The sequence below is a fragment of the Erwinia sorbitola genome (assembly GCF_009738185.1).
Lineage (GTDB): Bacteria > Pseudomonadota > Gammaproteobacteria > Enterobacterales > Enterobacteriaceae > Erwinia > Erwinia sorbitola.
The window spans coordinates 954,770-972,253 of record NZ_CP046509.1; the positions used below are offsets into that span (position 1 = coordinate 954,770).

Annotated in this window: 19 protein-coding genes; 17 read left to right on the top strand and 2 right to left on the bottom strand. The window is 57.5% G+C overall.

The annotated features are described in order from the left end of the window. Positions 1–52: 52 nt before the first annotated feature. Both GN242_RS04260 and GN242_RS04265 read right to left on the bottom strand, forming a co-directional pair. Positions 53–337, bottom strand: a complete 285-nt coding sequence (locus GN242_RS04260; protein WP_154753617.1) for a YciI family protein — start codon at positions 335–337, stop codon at positions 53–55. A gap of 15 nt (positions 338–352) precedes the next feature. Next, positions 353–1,336, bottom strand: coding sequence for an aminopeptidase (locus GN242_RS04265; RefSeq protein WP_154753618.1), 984 nt, complete (start codon positions 1,334–1,336; stop codon positions 353–355). Positions 1,337–1,593: 257 nt separating this feature from the next. Between GN242_RS04265 and cysG the strand changes: the two genes are divergently transcribed. The 17 genes from cysG (at position 1,594) to GN242_RS04350 (ending at position 17,384) form a co-directional block, all read left to right on the top strand. Further along, positions 1,594–3,009, top strand: coding sequence for a siroheme synthase CysG (gene cysG / locus GN242_RS04270; protein WP_156286968.1), 1,416 nt, complete (start codon positions 1,594–1,596; stop codon positions 3,007–3,009). 9 nt (positions 3,010–3,018) lie between these two features. Continuing rightward, positions 3,019–3,927 (top strand): sulfate adenylyltransferase subunit CysD, encoded by a 909-nt coding sequence (cysD, locus tag GN242_RS04275; RefSeq protein WP_154753619.1) that lies wholly within the window; start codon positions 3,019–3,021, stop codon positions 3,925–3,927. A 9-nt stretch (positions 3,928–3,936) separates the two neighbouring features. Continuing rightward, positions 3,937–5,364: a sulfate adenylyltransferase subunit CysN gene (gene cysN, locus GN242_RS04280; protein WP_156286969.1), complete on the top strand. Its 1,428-nt coding sequence runs from the start codon at positions 3,937–3,939 to the stop codon at positions 5,362–5,364. A gap of 1 nt (position 5,365) precedes the next feature. Further along, positions 5,366–5,971: an adenylyl-sulfate kinase gene (cysC, locus tag GN242_RS04285; protein ID WP_154753621.1), complete on the top strand. Its 606-nt coding sequence runs from the start codon at positions 5,366–5,368 to the stop codon at positions 5,969–5,971. 82 nt (positions 5,972–6,053) lie between these two features. Next, positions 6,054–6,374: a DUF3561 family protein gene (locus GN242_RS04290; RefSeq protein ID WP_154753622.1), complete on the top strand. Its 321-nt coding sequence runs from the start codon at positions 6,054–6,056 to the stop codon at positions 6,372–6,374. 236 nt (positions 6,375–6,610) lie between these two features. Continuing rightward, a complete protein-coding gene (ftsB, locus tag GN242_RS04295; protein WP_154753623.1) occupies positions 6,611–6,922 on the top strand; it encodes a cell division protein FtsB in 312 nt (103 codons plus the stop codon). A gap of 17 nt (positions 6,923–6,939) precedes the next feature. Beyond that, on the top strand, positions 6,940–7,644 hold the full coding sequence (gene ispD / locus GN242_RS04300; protein WP_154753624.1) for a 2-C-methyl-D-erythritol 4-phosphate cytidylyltransferase: 705 nt from the start codon (positions 6,940–6,942) through the stop codon (positions 7,642–7,644). A gap of 11 nt (positions 7,645–7,655) precedes the next feature. Further along, complete coding sequence (gene ispF / locus GN242_RS04305) at positions 7,656–8,129, top strand: 2-C-methyl-D-erythritol 2,4-cyclodiphosphate synthase (RefSeq protein ID WP_154753625.1); 474 nt, start codon at positions 7,656–7,658, stop codon at positions 8,127–8,129. Between the two features lie 3 nt (positions 8,130–8,132). Further along, a complete protein-coding gene (truD, locus tag GN242_RS04310) occupies positions 8,133–9,182 on the top strand; it encodes a tRNA pseudouridine(13) synthase TruD (RefSeq protein ID WP_154753626.1) in 1,050 nt (349 codons plus the stop codon). Positions 9,183–9,362: 180 nt separating this feature from the next. Continuing rightward, positions 9,363–10,382, top strand: a complete 1,020-nt coding sequence (locus GN242_RS04315; protein WP_154753627.1) for a 3-oxoacyl-[acyl-carrier-protein] synthase III C-terminal domain-containing protein — start codon at positions 9,363–9,365, stop codon at positions 10,380–10,382. Next, on the top strand, positions 10,379–11,395 hold the full coding sequence (locus GN242_RS04320; protein ID WP_156286970.1) for an NAD-dependent epimerase/dehydratase family protein: 1,017 nt from the start codon (positions 10,379–10,381) through the stop codon (positions 11,393–11,395). Before GN242_RS04315 ends, GN242_RS04320 begins: the two co-directional genes overlap by 4 nt. After that, positions 11,388–12,194: an MBL fold metallo-hydrolase gene (locus tag GN242_RS04325; protein ID WP_156286971.1), complete on the top strand. Its 807-nt coding sequence runs from the start codon at positions 11,388–11,390 to the stop codon at positions 12,192–12,194. Before GN242_RS04320 ends, GN242_RS04325 begins: the two co-directional genes overlap by 8 nt. Next, positions 12,191–13,480, top strand: a complete 1,290-nt coding sequence (locus tag GN242_RS04330) for a F390 synthetase-related protein (RefSeq protein WP_156286972.1) — start codon at positions 12,191–12,193, stop codon at positions 13,478–13,480. Before GN242_RS04325 ends, GN242_RS04330 begins: the two co-directional genes overlap by 4 nt. Positions 13,481–13,503: 23 nt before the next feature. Next, on the top strand, positions 13,504–14,088 hold the full coding sequence (locus GN242_RS04335; RefSeq protein ID WP_156288185.1) for a phosphatase PAP2 family protein: 585 nt from the start codon (positions 13,504–13,506) through the stop codon (positions 14,086–14,088). After that, a complete protein-coding gene (locus GN242_RS04340) occupies positions 14,085–15,206 on the top strand; it encodes a sterol desaturase family protein (protein WP_156286973.1) in 1,122 nt (373 codons plus the stop codon). Before GN242_RS04335 ends, GN242_RS04340 begins: the two co-directional genes overlap by 4 nt. After that, positions 15,199–16,299 carry an acyl-CoA desaturase gene (locus GN242_RS04345; protein ID WP_156286974.1) on the top strand — a complete coding sequence of 367 codons (1,101 nt, stop codon included), beginning with the start codon at positions 15,199–15,201 and terminating at the stop codon, positions 16,297–16,299. The genes GN242_RS04340 and GN242_RS04345 overlap by 8 nt, the downstream gene beginning before the upstream one ends. Further along, on the top strand, positions 16,296–17,384 hold the full coding sequence (locus GN242_RS04350) for a fatty acid desaturase family protein (RefSeq protein ID WP_156286975.1): 1,089 nt from the start codon (positions 16,296–16,298) through the stop codon (positions 17,382–17,384). Before GN242_RS04345 ends, GN242_RS04350 begins: the two co-directional genes overlap by 4 nt. Positions 17,385–17,484: the final 100 nt, after the last annotated feature.

The window sequence follows — 17,484 nt, forward strand, 5'->3', positions numbered from 1 at the left end:
CCGGTTCAGATCACCCATTCCAAAAATGGGGGCAGGCTGTTCTGACGCTCTCTTAAATCCCGGTCAGCGCGGCAAATTTATTGGCTGAACGGGTGATATTCACTTTTGTTACTTCATAGCTGGCGACCTGCTGGAATGGATCTTCCGCCAGGATAATATCAAGCTGCTTCCTGTCCATCTCCTTCACCATGATCATGCCACCCGTACGTGGATCTTTGCGCCCGGCGCTGATAAAGGCTCCGGCGGTAAAGTAGCGGTTGAGCCATGCCACGTGCGGCTCCAGCAGCGCTTCAACTTCTTCCATCGGGCGGGTGTAGGTCAGAAAGACGATATACATTCATAACTCCTGAAATTAAGGATTGGCCAGTTCGTGGATCAGCGGGAGCAGTATCGTCACTGCATCATGCGTACGCCGGGTGATACGCCCTGGTAGCCAGCGATCAATATAGGCAAGATTATCACGCTGCGCCTGATGACGCAGGTCTGGCGGAAAATGGAGGGCCATGCTGCGTGACAGCCTGCCGGATGGAGCATCGCTGGCTCTGACCGACAGCAGCGGTAAACCCGCGTGGTCAAATGGGTTTTCGTCGCTGGTCACCTGCGTTGTAGCCCTGATGCCATAATGCCGGGCAAGAGTAATGGCACGGTCGCGGGTCTGTCGCGCCACGGCTTGCGGCGTTTTACTGCCGCTAATAAACGTCAGCTGCCCGCCAATAACCAGACTGTCGAGGTTTATCACCAGCAGCGTATTGTGTTTCTCCGCAGGCGTCATACGCGAAAGATAATCTTCACTGCCCCGGTGACCGATCTCTTCGCCGCTGAGGGCAACAAATCGCAGGCTGTAATGCAGTGGCTGTTTACTCAGACGCTGTGCCAGCTCCAGCATCACGCCCAGGCCGGACGCATTATCGTCCACCCCCTGGTTAGTCAGGCCACCGAGGTTATGCTGAGTTTCAGTGTCATTGTGCGGCGTCCAGCTGTCGCTGTGCGCCATAATTACAATCTGCTGCGGAACTTTGCCTTCACGGGCGGCGATGACCGAGGTTGCATTAACCGTGCGCCATGTCTGTTCGCCGTTCTGATGCTGATAGGCATAACGGGTGCTAAAGCGACGCTGGTCGCTATGATAGCCGAGCTGAGTTAACTGTTGTTGCAGATAGTCGGCAGTCAGCATGTCCGCCGGACTGCCCGCCATTCTGCCGGGGAAATAGGTGGCAATATGACGCAGCTGCTGCTCGGCAATGCTGCCTGTCTTCATACTGGCGGCACTCGCGGTTAAACTAACCCCGCAAATGAGTAATGCGGCTAACGTCCCCTGGCGCAGAAGGGTTAACATTGATGGTTCCTTAGTTCGTCATCCAGTGACGGGACATGCGAAAATTTTTTTCACAGATAGTATGAAATTGTGACGGCCGTTAGACAATTTCAATCTCTCTTAAAGATGCGAAATATCATCCGTTAAGCACATTTTGTTCTCAGCTTTACCAGGTCGTTATTCCATTCAGTAACTACTCATTCCAATTAGTAATTTCATAAGCTTCAAGGGCGGGACGTATAGTCCCCTTAACACATAGTGATATAGACAGGATTCTCGTGGATTATCTTCCTCTTTTTGCTGATATCAGACACAAGGCGGTGCTGGTGGTTGGCGGTGGCGATGTGGCTGCACGCAAAATCGAACTGCTACGCCGTGCCGGTGCACGTGTGCAGGTCGTGTCACACCATCTTTGTGAAGAACTGGCTGCGCTGCATGACAGCGGCAGCATCGAATGGCTGGCGAAAGAGTATCAGGCGGAGCAGCTTGATCGCGTCTTTCTGGTCATTGCCGCCACCGACGATGGCGAACTCAATGGCCAGGTCTATCTGGATGCTACGGCGCGCCATCTGCTGGCCAACGTGGTTGATGATCAGCCGAAATGTTCATTTATCTTCCCCTCGATTGTCGACCGTTCCCCGCTGGTAGTGGCGATCTCCTCCAGCGGCACCGCGCCGGTTCTGGCACGACTGCTGCGTGAAAAGCTGGAATCGCTGCTGCCTGCAAACCTCGGTCAAATGGCACAGATTGCCGGTGAGTGGCGCGGAAAAGTTAAAGCCCGCTTTAACAAGATGTCGGATCGTCGTCGTTTCTGGGAAAAAGCCTTTAACGGCTTATTTGCCAACCAGGTCGCTTCCGGCAATACCGAAGGTGCTAAACGCACGCTCGATCAACAGCTCACCGAGCCGGATGCCCCGCAGGGGGAGATTATTCTGGTCGGTGCAGGGCCGGGAGACAGCGGCCTGCTGACCCTGCGCGGATTGCAGGTGATGCAGCTGGCGGACGTGGTGCTGTATGACCACCTGGTCAGCGATGAAATTCTCGATTTAGTGCGCCGCGATGCCGATCGTATCTGCGTCGGTAAACGTGCTAACGCTCACAGCGTACCGCAGGAAGAGACCAATCGCCTGCTGGTGGATCTGGCGAAGCAGGGCAAACGCGTGGTGCGTCTTAAAGGCGGCGATCCGTTTATTTTTGGCCGGGGAGGGGAAGAACTCCAGGCGGCGGTGGCGGCAGGGATCCCCTTCCAGGTGGTGCCGGGCGTGACCGCAGCGTCGGGGGCAACCGCCTACGCGGGTATCCCGCTGACTCACCGCGATCACGCCCAAAGCGTGTTGTTTGTCACCGGGCACTGCCGTGCCGACAGCGACGGTACGGACTGGGCCTCGCTGGCTCGCTCACGTCAGACGCTGGCAATTTATATGGGGACAATGGCGGCAGGTGACATTGCCAGCCAGCTGATGGCGCACGGGCGCGATCCCGCCACCCCGGCCGCGGTGATCAGCCGTGGCACCCGTCAGGATCAGCAGGTGCTGACCGGCACGTTACAACAACTTGAAGAACTGGCACGAAACGCCCCAACTCCTGCGCTGCTGGTGATTGGCGAAGTGGTCAATCTGCATCACGAGTTGGCATGGTTTCAACATTCAGCACAGCAGGACGGACGTGAATCCCCTGTTGTGAATCTGGCTTGAGGAAAAGATATGGATCAGAAACGACTCACTCACCTGCGTCAACTGGAGGCGGAAAGTATCCATATTATCCGCGAAGTGGCCGCAGAGTTTGGCAACCCCGTGATGATGTACTCAATCGGTAAAGACTCATCGGTGATGCTGCACCTGGCGCGTAAAGCCTTCTATCCGGGAACGCTTCCATTCCCGCTGCTGCACGTTGATACCGGCTGGAAATTCCGTGAAATGTACGAATTCCGCGATCGGATGGTAAAAAATATCGGGGCCGAGCTGCTGATCCACCGTAATCCGGAAGGCGTGGCGATGGGGATCAACCCGTTTGTTCATGGCAGTGCCAAGCACACCGATATCATGAAAACTGAAGGGCTGAAGCAGGCGCTGAATAAGTATGGTTTTGATGCGGCCTTCGGCGGTGCACGTCGTGATGAAGAGAAATCTCGCGCCAAAGAGCGTATCTACTCATTCCGCGACCGCTTCCACCGCTGGGATCCGAAAAACCAGCGTCCGGAGCTGTGGCATAACTACAACGGTCAGATTAACAAAGGTGAAAGCATTCGTGTTTTCCCGCTCTCCAACTGGACTGAGCTGGATATCTGGCAGTATATCTTCCTGGAAAACATTGAGATTGTTCCCCTCTACCTGGCCGCCGAGCGTCCGGTACTGGAGCGTGATGGCATGCTGATGATGATCGATGACGACCGCATTGATTTGCAGCCTGGCGAAGTGATCGAGCAGCGTATGGTGCGTTTCCGTACCCTTGGCTGCTGGCCGCTGACCGGCGCAGTGGAGTCTGAAGCGCAAACGCTGCCAGCCATCATCGAAGAGATGCTGGTTTCCACCACCAGCGAGCGTCAGGGTCGAATGATTGACCGCGATCAGGCCGGCTCGATGGAGCTGAAAAAACGCCAGGGCTATTTCTAAGGAACCGTCATGAATACAGTTATTGCACAACAGATTGCCGACCAGGGCGGCGTGGAAGCCTGGCTGCACACGCAGCAACATAAAAGCCTGCTGCGTTTTCTTACCTGCGGCAGCGTCGATGATGGCAAAAGTACGCTGATTGGCCGTCTGCTGCACGATACGCGTCAGATTTACGAAGATCAGCTCTCTTCCCTGCATAACGACAGTAAACGCCACGGCACCCAGGGCGAGAAGCTGGATCTGGCGCTGCTGGTGGATGGCTTGCAGGCCGAGCGTGAGCAGGGCATTACCATCGACGTGGCATACCGTTATTTCTCTACCGAGAAGCGCAAATTTATTATCGCTGACACCCCGGGCCACGAGCAGTACACGCGAAATATGGCCACCGGAGCTTCCACCTGCGACCTGGCGATCCTGCTGATTGATGCGCGTAAAGGCGTACTCGATCAGACGCGCCGTCACAGCTTTATTTCTACGCTGCTGGGTATCAAACATCTGATCGTGGCGATCAACAAGATGGATCTGGTGGATTACAGCCAGGAGACCTTCGAGCAGATCAAGCAGGATTACCTGGATTTTGCCGGGCAGCTGACGGGGGATCTCGATATCCGCTTTGTGCCGATGTCGGCGCTGGAAGGTGAAAACGTCGCTTCACCAAGCGCGGCTATGGGCTGGTATAGCGGCCCGACCCTGCTTGACGTGCTGGAAACCGTGGAGTTAAAGCGCGTGGTGGAGCAGCAGCCAATGCGCTTCCCGGTGCAGTATGTCAACCGTCCGAACCTCGACTTCCGTGGCTACGCGGGGACGCTGGCCTCCGGGATTATTCAGGTCGGACAGCGGGTGAAAGTGCTGCCATCCGGCGTGGAGTCTTCCGTGGCGCGCATCGTCACCTTCGACGGTGACCTTGAACAGGCCGCTGCTGGCGAGGCGATCACCCTGGTACTGAAAGACGAAATCGATATCAGCCGTGGCGATCTGCTGGTGGCTGCCGATGAAGAGCTGACGCCGGTACAGGGTGCTGCCGTGGATGTGGTCTGGATGGCGGAAAAGCCTCTGGTTCCCGGGCAGAGCTTCGATATCAAAATTGCTGGCAAGAAAACCCGCGCGCGCGTGGAACGTATTCAGCATCAGGTGGAGATCAATAACCTGACGCAGCATGATACCAGCGAGCTGCCGCTGAACGGCATCGGGCTGGTGGATCTGATCTTTGATGAGCCAATGGTGCTCGATCAGTATCAGCAGAATCCGGTAACCGGCGGGATGATCTTTATCGATCGCCTGAGTAACGTCACCGTCGGCGCGGGGATGATCCGTCAGCCGCTGGAAGATGTGCAGCAGAGCAGCGGCGATTTCAGCGCCTTTGAGCTGGAGCTGAATGCACTGGTTCGCCGTCACTTCCCACACTGGAATGCACGCGACCTGCTGGGCGGTAAGTAATATGGCGCAGCATGATGAAAATGTAGTGTGGCACGCGCATCCGGTCAGCCGGGAACAGCGCGAGCAGCAGCATGGTCATCAGGGCGTGGTACTGTGGTTTACCGGGCTGTCAGGTTCCGGTAAATCCACGGTTGCCGGCGCGCTTGAGCAGGCGCTGCATCAACTGGGCGTCAGCAGCTATCTGCTGGACGGTGATAACGTGCGTCATGGCCTGTGCCGCGATCTCGGTTTCAGCGATGACGACCGTAAAGAGAATATTCGTCGTGTCGGTGAAGTGGCGAAACTGATGGTAGATGCCGGGCTGGTGGTTCTGACGGCCTTTATCTCTCCCCATCGTGCCGAGCGCCAGATGGTGCGTGAAATGGTGGGAGAAGGGCGCTTTATTGAGGTTTTCGTCGATACGCCGCTGGCTATCTGCGAAGCGCGCGATCCTAAGGGACTGTATAAAAAGGCCAGAGCCGGGGAACTGCGTAATTTTACCGGTATTGATGCTGCCTATGAAGCTCCTGAATCAGCGGATATTCATCTGGATGGCGAACAATTAGTAACACATTTAACCACGCAGTTATTAGACCTGCTGCGTCAGCGAGATATTATCAAACCCTGAGAGAGCTTCGGCTAACGTCCGTACGCGGGCGGTTACCAGATGGGGGCGTAACAGCCTCCATCTAAGCATCAACGGGATGTCTATGCAAAACGTTACCCCCATGCTGGCACGTAAAGACGAATGCGATCGGGAAGAGCCGTCATGGGCCATCCCCGGTGGCGTGATGGGCTTTGTTTCCTGGTGGGTCGCGCTGGCGATTCCGTTCCTGTTATATGGTTCCACCACTCTGTTTTTCCTCCTCTATACCTGGCCCTTCTTCCTGGCACTGTTGCCCGTATCGGTTCTGGTTGGTTTTGTGGTAACCATGCCGTTACGCGAGCATTTAATTTGTGCGGCGCTGGCGACGGTACTGGTGGTTGTCGCGCTGTTTTGGCTGTTATTTACTCTGCTGACCGGCTGGTAACCCGTGATACGCCGGTGGGGTGAGGGCTGGCTGCCATCTGCATTAATCCGGTTTGTTATGTGAAATTAAGTCGCAACGTTACAAAACCTCATAATACAGGGCGTCAGGATCCGCTGATTGTGCTGTTTTTTAACGCGTACAGACGCCTTATTCTGAGAAAATGGTTCTATTTCACCGACGGAGTGGAGTCGCAACAAAAGTTATGGGATGATTGAGCCGTTTTTCAGGGGGCGGGGATGGGAAAACTTACGTTGCTGTTACTTGTACTTCTCGGCTGGCTGCAATATTCGCTCTGGCTGGGCAAGAACGGCATTCATGATTATACACGCGTTAATGAGGATGTTGCGGTGCAACAGGCCAATAACGCCAAGCTTAAAGCGCGAAACGATCAGCTTTTTGCCGAAATCGACGACTTAAACGGCGGTTCGGAAGCGATCGAGGAACGCGCACGCAATGAGCTGGGGATGATAAAACCCGGCGAGACCTTCTATCGCCTTGTGCCGGATCAATCGAAACGAAACGCGCAGCAGCGAACGGCCAGTCAGTAACCATCACCATGAACATCATGAATAGCGCCGAATCCTTTCCGGAGATTATTGCCGTCGTCCCCGCTGCGGGGATCGGCAGCCGTATGCTCTCCGAATGCCCCAAGCAGTATCTCACCATCGGTGATAAAACCATTCTGGAACACAGCATTGACGCGCTGCTGGCCCATCCGGCCGTCAGTCGGGTGATTGTTGCTCTCAGCCCGCAGGATGTGCATTTTCACCGGCTGCCTGTGGCGCAGGATACACGCGTGACCACGGTGATCGGCGGCGGGCAGCGTGCTGATTCTGTGCTGGCAGGTTTGCAGGCAGCAAAAGAGGCGCAGTGGGTGCTGGTGCATGATGCCGCACGGCCCTGTCTGCATCTCAGCGATCTGACCCGGCTGCTGGCGCTTACTGCCACCAGCGAAGTGGGCGGTATTCTTGCCGCTCCGGTGCGCGATACCATGAAACGCGCCATCGGTGGCCGCAGTGATATAGACCATACCGTCGAGCGCGAAGCCCTCTGGCATGCGCTGACGCCGCAACTTTTTCCGCAGGCGTTATTGCACGACTGCCTGCTGCGCGCCCTGAATGAAGGCGCCACCATCACGGATGAAGCCTCTGCGCTGGAGTATTGCGGCTATCACCCCGAGCTGGTTAGCGGCCGCAGTGATAATCTCAAAGTAACGCGGCCGGAAGACCTGGCGCTGGCGCAATTTTATCTGACCCAAATACAGAGCTAGGAGAACGTATAATGCGTATCGGTCACGGTTTTGATGTTCATGCCTTTGGCGGCGAAGGCCCGCTGATTATTGGCGGCGTACGAATCCCTTACGAAAAAGGGTTACTGGCTCACTCAGATGGTGACGTGGCACTGCACGCGCTGACCGATGCGCTGCTGGGTGCGGCGGCACTGGGCGATATTGGCAAGCTGTTCCCGGACACTGACGATGCCTATAAAGGTGCTGACAGCCGCGAGCTGCTGCGCGAAGCGATGCGTCAGATTGCTAAAAAAGGCTATCGCGCAGGCAATGTCGATGTGACGATTATTGCCCAGGCACCAAAAATGCTGCCTCATGTGCCGCAGATGCGCATCAATATTGCAGAAGATCTCGGTATCCATATGGATGAGGTCAACGTGAAAGCGACCACCACCGAAAAACTGGGCTTTACCGGTCGCGGTGAAGGCATCGCCTGCGAAGCCGTCGCCCTGTTGATGAAGGTATAACCGATGGATCTTACCCAACAGGGCTGGCTGCACGGTCAGCCGGTTGCCAGCGGCGTGCTGAAGGCCAACGCTGAAGATTTCGTGGTGATTGAAGACCTCGGCTACGCCCCTGATGGCGATGGCGAACAGCTGCTGGTGCGCATCCGTAAAAATGGCTGCAACACCCGCTTTGTGGCTGAAGCGCTGGCAAAATTTGTTGGCATCCACGCGCGTGATGTCAGTTTTGCCGGAATGAAAGATCGCCATGCGGTGACCGAACAGTGGTTCTGCCTGCGAGTGCCGGGAAAAATCACCCCCGATCTTACGGCGTTTGAGCTGCCGGGCGTTGAGGTGCTGGAAAGTGCCCGCCATCGCCGCAAGCTGCGTACCGGTGCGTTACAGGGCAATGCTTTTACCCTGGTGCTGCGTCAGATTTCTGACCGTGACGCGGTGGAACAACGCCTGCAGCTGATTGCCCGTGACGGTGTGCCGAACTATTTCGGCAGCCAGCGTTTTGGTCATGAAGGCAATAACCTGACGATGGCGCAGCGCTGGGCCGCGGATGAAATCCGCGTACGCGAGCGTAATAAACGCAGCTTTATTCTCTCTGCTGCCCGCAGCGCGATGTTTAATCAGGTGGTCAGCGATCGACTGGCGCAGCAGGGTTCCCTGATTAAAGTCCTTCCGGGGGATGCATTGCAGCTTACCGGGCGTGGCAGCTGGTTTGTGGCCGAGGCGGCGGAGCTGGATACGCTGCAACAGCGCGTAAACACCAATGAGCTGCGTATTACCGCCCCGCTGCCGGGCAGCGGCGAATGGGGAACGCGCGATGAAGCGCTGGCCTTTGAGCAGCAGAGCCTGGTGGGTCAGGAAGCGCTGATTGCGCTGATGGATCGCGAGCGTGTGGATGCCGCCCGCCGCGCGATGCTGGTCATTCCCCGCGATCTGCGCTGGAACTGGTGGGACGACGTGACGCTGGAGATGAACTTCTGGCTGCCAGCCGGTAGCTTTGCCACCAGCGTGGTGCGTGAACTGCTGCTGACCCAGGGCAGCGCGGCGGAAGTGGACGAGTAACTTTTTCCACGCCTTTAGCAGGGCCTGTACCCCAGCAGGCTCTGCTGATTTATTCACTTAAGTCAGCTATTTCACTCTGTTTTTCCCCGTTCGCCCCCTTCTCATTTCCCGATAATTTGCGGTGAACCGCTCTTCCGTTACAATGCGAAATAATATTGCAGTCTGTTAATGGGAAAGCGGATGAACCAGCCCCATCTGCCAGCGCCGGAGAGCGCCACGGCTTTTATACCTCTGAAAATTATTGCCAGCGGCGTAGCTCTGCCCCCCGGCTGCATCACCTCTGCAATGCTGGATCAGCGTCTTGGCTTCAGGCCTGGCTATGTGGAAAAACGCTCGGGTATCAGCCACCGCTATCATGCAGATAATCAGGCAAGCCAGGCCCGGCTCGGAGCCGATGCGCTTGCCGCCGCACTGAATGAAAATCATATTGACCCGGCCTCGATAGATCTGCTGATTTTTGCCTCGGCGATCGCCGTACAGGCGTTGCCATGCAGTGCGATACAGGTGCTTAAGCTGTCATCGCTACCTCCCGGCATAGCGGTGTTTGATATCAACAGCAGCTGCGTTAGTTTTATTTCGGCGTTACAGGTGGCGGCCGGCCTGGTGAACTGCGGAGCCTATCGGCGTATTGCCATCGTCTCTGCCGAGCTGGCCTCACGCGGTATTGACTGGGAACATGAAGAGTCCTCGCTGATCTTTGGCGACGGCGCGGCCTGCGCTATCGTTGAGCGCGGCGACGGGCAGAGCGGGATTCTCTCCTGCCTGATGGAGAGCTGGCCGGATGGCAGTGAGCTTTGTGAGATCCGCGCGGGGGGGACTCGCTGTAACCCGCGCAGCGGTATGCGTGACAGTGATTTTCTGTTCCATATGCAGGGTAAAAAACTGTTCCGTCAGGCTTCCGGGCTGATTGAAGATTATCTGTCGCGGCTGCTGGCGATGGCCGGACTGAGCCTCGCGCAGATTGCTACGGTGGTGCCGCATCAGGCCAGCCACCTGTCGCTGGAGCATATGCGCAAACGTCTCAATGTCAGCAGCGAGGCGCTGGTGGATATTTACCGTCATCGCGGAAATCAGGTAGCAGCGTCGATCCCCAGCGCCCTGCATGAGGCGATTGTCACCGATCGCTTCCGCAAAGGGCCGGTGATGCTGATTGGCACTGCCGCCGGATTAACTCTCGGCGGCATGGTATTGCTGCCGTGAAGATTCTGGTGACCGGAGCCACCAGCGGGTTAGGGCGCAACGCCGTGGAGTGGCTGCTGGCCGCCGGACATCAGGTTCATGCTACCGGACGTGACCGGGCGGTGGGGGCGTTACTTCAGCAGACCGGCGCGGCTTTTACCGCCCTTGATCTGGCCTCAGCCACGGTTGCAGACTGCGCAGCGCTGGTAGAAGGGGCCGACACGGTCTGGCACTGTGCTGCTAAATCCTCCCCCTGGGGCAGGCGTGAAGATTTCTGGCAGGCAAATGTGGTTGCCACTGAGCGCCTGACCGCTGCCGCCGGGCAGCAGGGGGTGGCGCGCTTTATTCATATCTCAACTCCGGCAATCTATTTCGATTACTCCCCTCACTACGATATTGCGGAGACGTTTCGCGCCCGGCGCTTTGCCAGCCACTATGCCGCCAGTAAATTCGCCGCCGAGCAGGTGGTCGTACAGCGGGTAGCGCAATATGCCGCCACCACCTTTGTCATGCTGCGTCCACGGGCGCTGTTTGGTGCTCACGACCGGGTCATTGTGCCCCGTCTGCTGGCACAGCTGCGGCGTGATAACGGCGTGCTGCGCCTGCCCAACGGCGGCACTGCGCTACTCGATCTGACCTTTGTACTCAACGTGGTTCAGGCAATGTGGCTGGCTACTGAGTTGCCTGCTCTGAATTCTGGCGCGGTGTATAACATCACCAATCAACAGCCGGTAACGCTGGCGCAGGTGCTGCATCAGTTGCTGAACCAGCAGCTTGGATTAGCGTGTGAAATCCGTTCGCTCCCGGCCAGCCTGCTGTATGGTGTGGCCGCGCTGATGGAGGGCGTCGCGTTACTGACGCGCCGCGAACCGCTGCTGACCCGCTACAGCGTGGGGGCGGTCAGCACTGATATGACCCTCTGCCAGCGGCGTGCCATCGATGAACTCGGCTATCGTCCGCACTATTCCATGGAGGAGGCGATTGCGCTGACGGGGGCCTGGTGGCGGCAGCAGGGAGTCGGCAAAATTGGCTAAATTAACGACCTTTGAGGTGGGCTACTGCACTCATCGTGGCTGTATGGCACTGCGCGGCGCCGGGCTGCGCGTCTGCCGTTTTCCCGCACGCGCCTGGCTGCTGGAAGCCAATAACCGCCGCTGGCTATGGGATACCGGCTATGCAAGCCATTTTGCCGATCACACGCGCAGCGGGATTTTTCGTCTTTATGCGCAGATCACTCCGGTCTGGTTCTCACCGCAGCAGGCGCTGGTTGCCCAGCTGGCGCATGCCGGGTACCAGCCAGGGGACATTGAAGGGCTGATTATTTCCCACTTTCACGGTGACCATATTGCCGGACTGCATGATTTCCCGCAGGTGCCAATGATCAGTTCAGGCAGCGGGTGGCAGAAAACCCGCACGCTGCAAGGCTTCCGTGCATTAAAAAGTGCATTTGTTCCGGGGCTTATTCCCCCGGACTTTGAGTCACGCCTGCGCTTTGTCGAAAGCTTTGATGAGGTTGAGCTACCCGCTGAACTTCGTCCTTTTGAGCGCGGCTGGCTGCTGCCGGAGAGTAACGGTGAGATTTTACTGGTGCCGCTGCCGGGCCATGCTGCCGGGCATCTGGGCGCGTTTGTGCTGCAAGATGACGGCTGGACGCTGCTGGCCAGCGATGCGGCCTGGTGCCCCGACAACTACCAGAAATTACGCGGCCCTTCGCCGCTGGCGAACCTGATTATGGATGACAGTGCAGCTTACTATCGCACGCTTAACCAGCTGCATCAGCTGTGGCGCGGGGGGAAAGCCCGTATTCTCCTGTGTCACGAGGGGGATTTATGATCCCACTGCGTATGCTGTGGCACTATTTCCGTGCACGCCGGCTCAGGTTCCGCGATCGTGCGGAACTGGAGCAGTGGCAGGAGAAGCAGCTGAAAAAATTCTCACGTGTTGTGCTGGCGAAGAGCCCATTTTATGCGCCGTATCGCCATCTGCCGCTGTCGGCGTGGCCACTGAGCGATAAAACAGAGATGATGGCGCACTTTGATCAGATGAATACCGCCGGGCTGGAGGTCGACAGGCTGCTGGAGTGTGCGCTGAAGAGCGAGCAGGATCGCGATTTTGCGCCAAAGGTCGGCCATTTCAGCGTTGGCTTGTCTTCCGGAACCTCCGGTCAGCGTGGTGTATTTGTTGTCAGTCCGCAGGAGCAGCGTATCTGGGCGGGGGGAATGCTGGCGAAGATGCTGCCGCGTGGGCTGCTCTCCGGTGAGCGTGTGGCGCTGTTTTTACGTGCGGATAATCATCTCTATCACAGCGTCGACACCCGCTGGCTGAGTCTGTCCTTCTACGATCTTTTCGCCCCTTTTAGCGATCATTTACGCACTCTGCCGCAGTTTGCACCGACAATTATTGTTGCTCCGGCGCAGGTGCTGCGGGCGCTGGCGCTCGCCGTGCAGCGCGGACAGCTGGAGCTGAATGTCAGCCGGGTTATTTCGGTAGCAGAAGTGCTGGAGCCGCAGGATCGCCAGCTGTTGAGCACTGTTTTTGGTGATGTGGCCGAAGTATATCAGGCTACCGAAGGCTTTCTGGGGGCAACCTGTTCTCACGGACGCCTGCATCTTAATGAGGAGTTTATCCATATTGAGCCTGAATGGCTTGACGAGCGGCGTTTTACCCCCGTTATCACTGATTTTAGCCGACGTACGCAGCCAGTTGTCCGCTATCGCCTTGATGATGTGCTGGTTGCTGCCAGCGAACCTTGCCCCTGCGGGCAGCCGACCCGCGTACTGGAAGCGATAGAAGGGCGGCGCGACGATCGGCTGCTGTTGCCCGATCTTAAAGGCGAAGTGCAGGGCGTATTTGCTGATGTATGCAGCCGTGCCATTGCCCGCAGCCTGCCGCTGACCAGCGATTACCGCCTGGTACAGACAGGCACACGGGATTTGCAGCTGATTAGCGATGCCAGCGAAGAGCAGCTTATTGCCTGCCAGCAGGCGTTGATAGCGCTGTTTGTTCAGCAGGGCATCGCCACTGACTTTCTTCGCTGGCAGTTAAGCGTGCAGCCGCTGATGCCGCAGTTTGATCGTAAGCGGCGGCGCATTATTCGCCTGAAGGGAGAAGAGCTGTGAATCTGTTCATGCGTTTAGCGGCGATGCTGGTGGGTTGGGGCGGCGTCGGCGTAGTTTATACCCTCAGCGATCGCTGGCAGGGGCCGGGCACCGTAATGCAGCCGGGGGTGATTGACAGAATGATCTCCTTCAGCGCCGGGGGCATCTGGCTCTATCTCTCCTTCTTTCTGCTGATCCCGGCGGGCTATCTGTTTTGCCGCCCCGAGAAACTGCGCTGGTTAACCGCATCAATGCTGCTGACGGCGCTGGTGTGTGGCGCGGTATATCTGCTCTGGCCCACGACGCTGATTTATCCCCATAACAGCGGGCCGGGGCTGAGTTCTCAGCTGCTGGCGCAGCTTATTGCGGCCGACTCCACGCAGAATTGTCTGCCCTCGCTGCATATGGCCCTGTCGCTGCTGGCGGTGTGGGCTCTCTATCAGCGCAAACAGCGCTGGCGCAGCGGGTTGCTGATACTGTGGGGGGCGCTGATCGCATTCTCGATTCTGCAACTGCGCCGCCATCTGTTTATTGACCTGGTGAGTGGCGCTCTGGTAGCGATACTTTGCGGCTGGATCTGCCAGCGGGCAGCACCAGCGTTCTGTTTTGCGCGGAGAGAGCGGCAATGAGTGATTTAGTCCTGCCGATTGTGGCGATGGTGATGCTGGTGATGGCAGAGGCGCTGGTGTTGAGCCGCCAGGATAAGCATCAGGTCAACTGGCATGATGTGGTGTTCAACCTCAACTCCGGCCATATCATGCTGTGGCTGTTTCGCGGTCTTGAGGTGACCTGCTACGGCTATGTGGCGCTGCATTTCAGCCAGCACTGGCTGGACGGGCTGCCCACGTGGGGATTGTGGCTGTTTGCCCTGCTGGCCTGGGATTTTGCTTTTTACTGGCTGCACCGGCTGCATCATCGTTTCAGCCTGCTGTGGGCAGTGCACGTGGTGCATCATCAGGGCGAACATTTTAACCTGTCGCTGGGCGTGCGTAACTCCTGGTACTCTTCGCTGACATCGATCCCTTTTTTCCTGCTGCTGGCGCTGGCGGGGGTGCCGCTCTCGGTATTTATCACCGTGTCGATCTTCCACTACAGCGTGCAGCTGTTTAATCACAACGCCCTGACGCCGAAGCTTGGCTGGCTGGAGTATATTCTGGTGACGCCAAATCATCACCGGGTTCACCACGTCTGCGATCGCGCCTATTCGGATAAGAACTTTGGCGGCAGCTTTATTTTTTGGGACAAGCTGTTTGGTACTTTTGCCCGTCTGCCGGAAACGGAGTATCGCTTTGGCACCGGCGGAGAGCGTTCATCGCGCAACCCGTTCTGGGCAAGCAACCGGCCATTTTTCCGCCTGCTAAAGCTGCCTTTCTTGCCGGCAAACAGTGCGGCAGCATTTCACTGCCGGGCCAGGGCGCTGACCAGCGGAATGCTGCTGCTGTTTGTGCTGGTGGCGAGCTATGTCTGGATTTATGGTTACGGCTATCAGCATATCAGCCGGGAGCAGGTGGCGCTGTTTGTGCTGCTGGCTCTGGGGGCGGTGGCGCTGGGGGGGCTGTCGGAGGGGCGGCGCTGGAGCCTGCTGCTGTGGCTGACGGTAGGGCTGGCATCGCCGGTCTGGTTTATACTTTGCCGCAATGCCGTTGAACCCTGGCTGGTCGCAGCGCTGCTGGTGATGCTGCACAGCATGGCTCTGGCCGCAGGATGGGGGCGGCAGACGCTGAAACCCGGAGGAGAACATGTCTGAGACATTGCCGCCACTGCGCTATCCTGCGGATGGTGAACAGGCGTTTCATCAGGCATTGCAGCGTGCAGCGCATCATTATCTCTCTGGTTCCCGGGAACATCGTTTTGCCGGAGGCCGTGAGTGGCTGAAGGCGGGCCTGCTGCTGGTGCTCTGCGTAACCTGTTATCTGCTGAGTCTGCTTCAGGTGAGCAGCGGCGGATTTGTTATCTGCTATCTGCTGTTCATGCTGATGGCGATGCTGCTAAACATCAACGTTAATCACGATGCCAGCCACGGAGTGTTCAGCCGCTCTCCCCGAATTAATCGCATTATCAGCCGGGTGGTGACGCTGCCGCTGGGGCTTGATCCCGATTACTGGCGGGTGCGGCATGTCCACTTTCACCATGTTTACGCCAATATCGAGCATTACGATCTTGATACCGAAGAGAACGGGTTCTTCCGGCAAACGCCGTTTCAGCGCTGGCGTCCCTGGATGCGCTGGCAGCATCTGTACTGGCCGTTGATTGCTGCGCTGTCACTGCCCTATCTGGCCTGGGTATTTGACTGGGCCGACCGCTGCGGAAAAACACCGCTGGCGCAGCGCCAGGTGATGCCCGGGGTGCGCGGCTGGCTGCTGTTTTGTCTCTCCAAGACACTGCATCTGCTGCTGGTGCTGGCCATACCGCTGTGGGCGGCAGAACAACATGGCATTGCTATTTCCGTGGTGCTGGCGACCTGGCTCGGTAGCCAGATGGCAGCTTCGCTGCTGGTGGTGTTCCTGCTGCTGGGAACGCACTGGGCCGAGGCTGAGTTCTATCAGCCAGGGGCGGAAGGTGAGTTACCACACGGATGGTATCGGCATAACTTTGCCACCGCCTGTGACTGGCAGCCGTCACCCGCCTGGCTGGGATATTTCACCGGAGGGCTTAATCTGCATCTGACGCACCATCTTTTCCCCGGCTGGCATCACCGCCATTATCCGGCGCTGGCGGCGATACTCGCCCGGCTCGCCAGCGAACATGGTATGAATTACCGCTGTATCAGCTATCGCGAACTGCTGCGCCGTCAGCAGGCGTTTCTGCGCCGTATGGGGCAGCCGCAGGAGGCGCTATGAATCTCCCGCCGCTGCGTTTTGCCCGTGAAAATCTGCAATTCCATCGTGAGCTGACGCGTGCCGCCCAGAGGGCGCTTGAGCATCATGGGGATCACCGGTTTGCTGACGGGGGGATGATCGCCAAAGCGCTGCTGCTGGGATTACTGACCGGTGTCTGCTGCTGGCTGGGCCTGCAACAGACTCACTGGCTGGCCTGGGCTGCCTGTCAGGCCGGGGTCAGTTTCTTTGCCATGCTGCTGGCGATCAATATTGTGCATGATGCCTCACACCAGGCGTTTTTCCGTTCGCGCAGTGCCAATCGCTGGCTGAATGTGCTGGCCACCATTCCGCTGGGGCTGGATCCGGAGTGCTGGCGCGTGCGCCATGTGCTGATGCACCACTCAGGCAATAACGTTATCGGCTACGATCCGGATATGGAAGAGAACGGTATTCTGCGGCAGTCGCGTTTCCAGCGGCTGCGCCCGTTTATGCGTTTTCAGCGCTATTACTGGCCGCTGGTGGCCGCGCTGACTTTTCCCTATTACGTCTGGTTATTTGACTGGCTGGATCGCGCCGGGCAGACGCGCGTCGGGGCCAAAATGCGCTTACAGGGATTCAGAGGCTGGGCGGCATTTCTGCTGACAAAACTGGGCCATTTTTTACTGGTGCTGGCGCTGCCTTTTTGGCTGTTGCCACCGTCATTGGGCATCGGCACTATTGTGCTGGTTTACCTCGCCTGTCAGATGCTGGCTTCGCTGGTTTTTGTCATGCTGATTATTGGTACGCACTGGGCAAAAGGGAACAGCTATCAGCCGACGGAGCAGGGTAAACTGCCGCACAGCCGCTACAGTCATCTGTTTGCCACCACCTGTGACTGGCTGACGCGCCCGCGCTGGCTGGGGTACTGGCTGGGCGGCATGAACCTGCACTTGACGCATCATCTGTTTCCCCACTGGAGCCACCGTCACTATCCGATGCTGGCAGAGATCATCGCAAAGACTGCGTCGCGCTATGGTTATGATTATCAGTGCCTGAGCCTCACCCGGCTGCTGAGTTCACAGCAGCACTTTTTGCAGCAGCTTGGGAAAGATAAAGCGGAAAACTGATGTACACAGGTGGCTGTTGCTGACCAGCATCCTTCGGGTTACCAGACATTTACACCTACCACTCCCCGGCGCATCGGGCTAAAATGCTTTCAGCCACGCC

Excerpts from the sequence above, each read along its gene's own strand:
- cysC (WP_154753621.1), top strand. The coding sequence starts at position 5,366 with ATGGCGCAGCATGATGAAAATGTAGTGTGGCACGCGCATCCGGTCAGC.
- GN242_RS04330 (WP_156286972.1), top strand. The coding sequence starts at position 12,191 with ATGATCCCACTGCGTATGCTGTGGCACTATTTCCGTGCACGCCGGCTC.
- GN242_RS04345 (WP_156286974.1), top strand. The coding sequence starts at position 15,199 with ATGTCTGAGACATTGCCGCCACTGCGCTATCCTGCGGATGGTGAACAG.
- GN242_RS04340 (WP_156286973.1), top strand. The coding sequence starts at position 14,085 with ATGAGTGATTTAGTCCTGCCGATTGTGGCGATGGTGATGCTGGTGATG.
- cysD (WP_154753619.1), top strand. The coding sequence starts at position 3,019 with ATGGATCAGAAACGACTCACTCACCTGCGTCAACTGGAGGCGGAAAGT.
- GN242_RS04290 (WP_154753622.1), top strand. The coding sequence starts at position 6,054 with ATGCAAAACGTTACCCCCATGCTGGCACGTAAAGACGAATGCGATCGG.
- GN242_RS04350 (WP_156286975.1), top strand. The coding sequence starts at position 16,296 with ATGAATCTCCCGCCGCTGCGTTTTGCCCGTGAAAATCTGCAATTCCAT.
- cysN (WP_156286969.1), top strand. The coding sequence starts at position 3,937 with ATGAATACAGTTATTGCACAACAGATTGCCGACCAGGGCGGCGTGGAA.
- GN242_RS04335 (WP_156288185.1), top strand. The coding sequence starts at position 13,504 with ATGCTGGTGGGTTGGGGCGGCGTCGGCGTAGTTTATACCCTCAGCGAT.
- ispD (WP_154753624.1), top strand. The coding sequence starts at position 6,940 with ATGAATAGCGCCGAATCCTTTCCGGAGATTATTGCCGTCGTCCCCGCT.
- ispF (WP_154753625.1), top strand. The coding sequence starts at position 7,656 with ATGCGTATCGGTCACGGTTTTGATGTTCATGCCTTTGGCGGCGAAGGC.
- ftsB (WP_154753623.1), top strand. The coding sequence starts at position 6,611 with ATGGGAAAACTTACGTTGCTGTTACTTGTACTTCTCGGCTGGCTGCAA.
- GN242_RS04265 (WP_154753618.1), bottom strand. The coding sequence starts at position 1,336 with ATGTTAACCCTTCTGCGCCAGGGGACGTTAGCCGCATTACTCATTTGC.
- GN242_RS04315 (WP_154753627.1), top strand. The coding sequence starts at position 9,363 with ATGAACCAGCCCCATCTGCCAGCGCCGGAGAGCGCCACGGCTTTTATA.
- GN242_RS04260 (WP_154753617.1), bottom strand. The coding sequence starts at position 337 with ATGTATATCGTCTTTCTGACCTACACCCGCCCGATGGAAGAAGTTGAA.
- truD (WP_154753626.1), top strand. The coding sequence starts at position 8,133 with ATGGATCTTACCCAACAGGGCTGGCTGCACGGTCAGCCGGTTGCCAGC.